This is a genomic window from Salinimicrobium oceani (genome assembly GCF_012037645.1).
Map to the genome: position 1 here is coordinate 1 of NZ_JAAVJR010001446.1, position 307 is coordinate 307.

Consider the following 307-nt stretch of genomic DNA (forward strand, 5'->3'; position numbering starts at 1 on the left):
CCAATGAAGATGTCGACTGGCTGGTGCCTCACCAGGCTAACCGCCGCATCATTGATGCTACTGCCAGCCGAATGGGTCTGGAAGATTCCAAAGTACTTATGAACATTCAGCGTTACGGGAACACAACTTCCGCTACCTTGCCGCTGCTATTGAATGACTTTGAAAAACAATTTAAAAAAGGAGATAATCTTATATTCGCTTCATTTGGAGGAGGGTTCACCTGGGGCTCTGTCTATCTAAAATGGGCTTATAATTCTTAAAACACCCAACACTAAATATTATGGATTTAAAAGAAATTCAGAATCTG

The 307-nt window shown here is 41.7% G+C and carries 1 protein-coding gene; it reads left to right on the top strand.

Annotated features, from left to right (window positions below):
* Positions 1 to 260, top strand: a 260-nt coding sequence (locus tag HC175_RS22570) for a 3-oxoacyl-[acyl-carrier-protein] synthase III C-terminal domain-containing protein (RefSeq protein ID WP_317172399.1), incomplete at its 5' end; no start/stop codon positions are given.
* Positions 261 to 307: the final 47 nt, after the last annotated feature.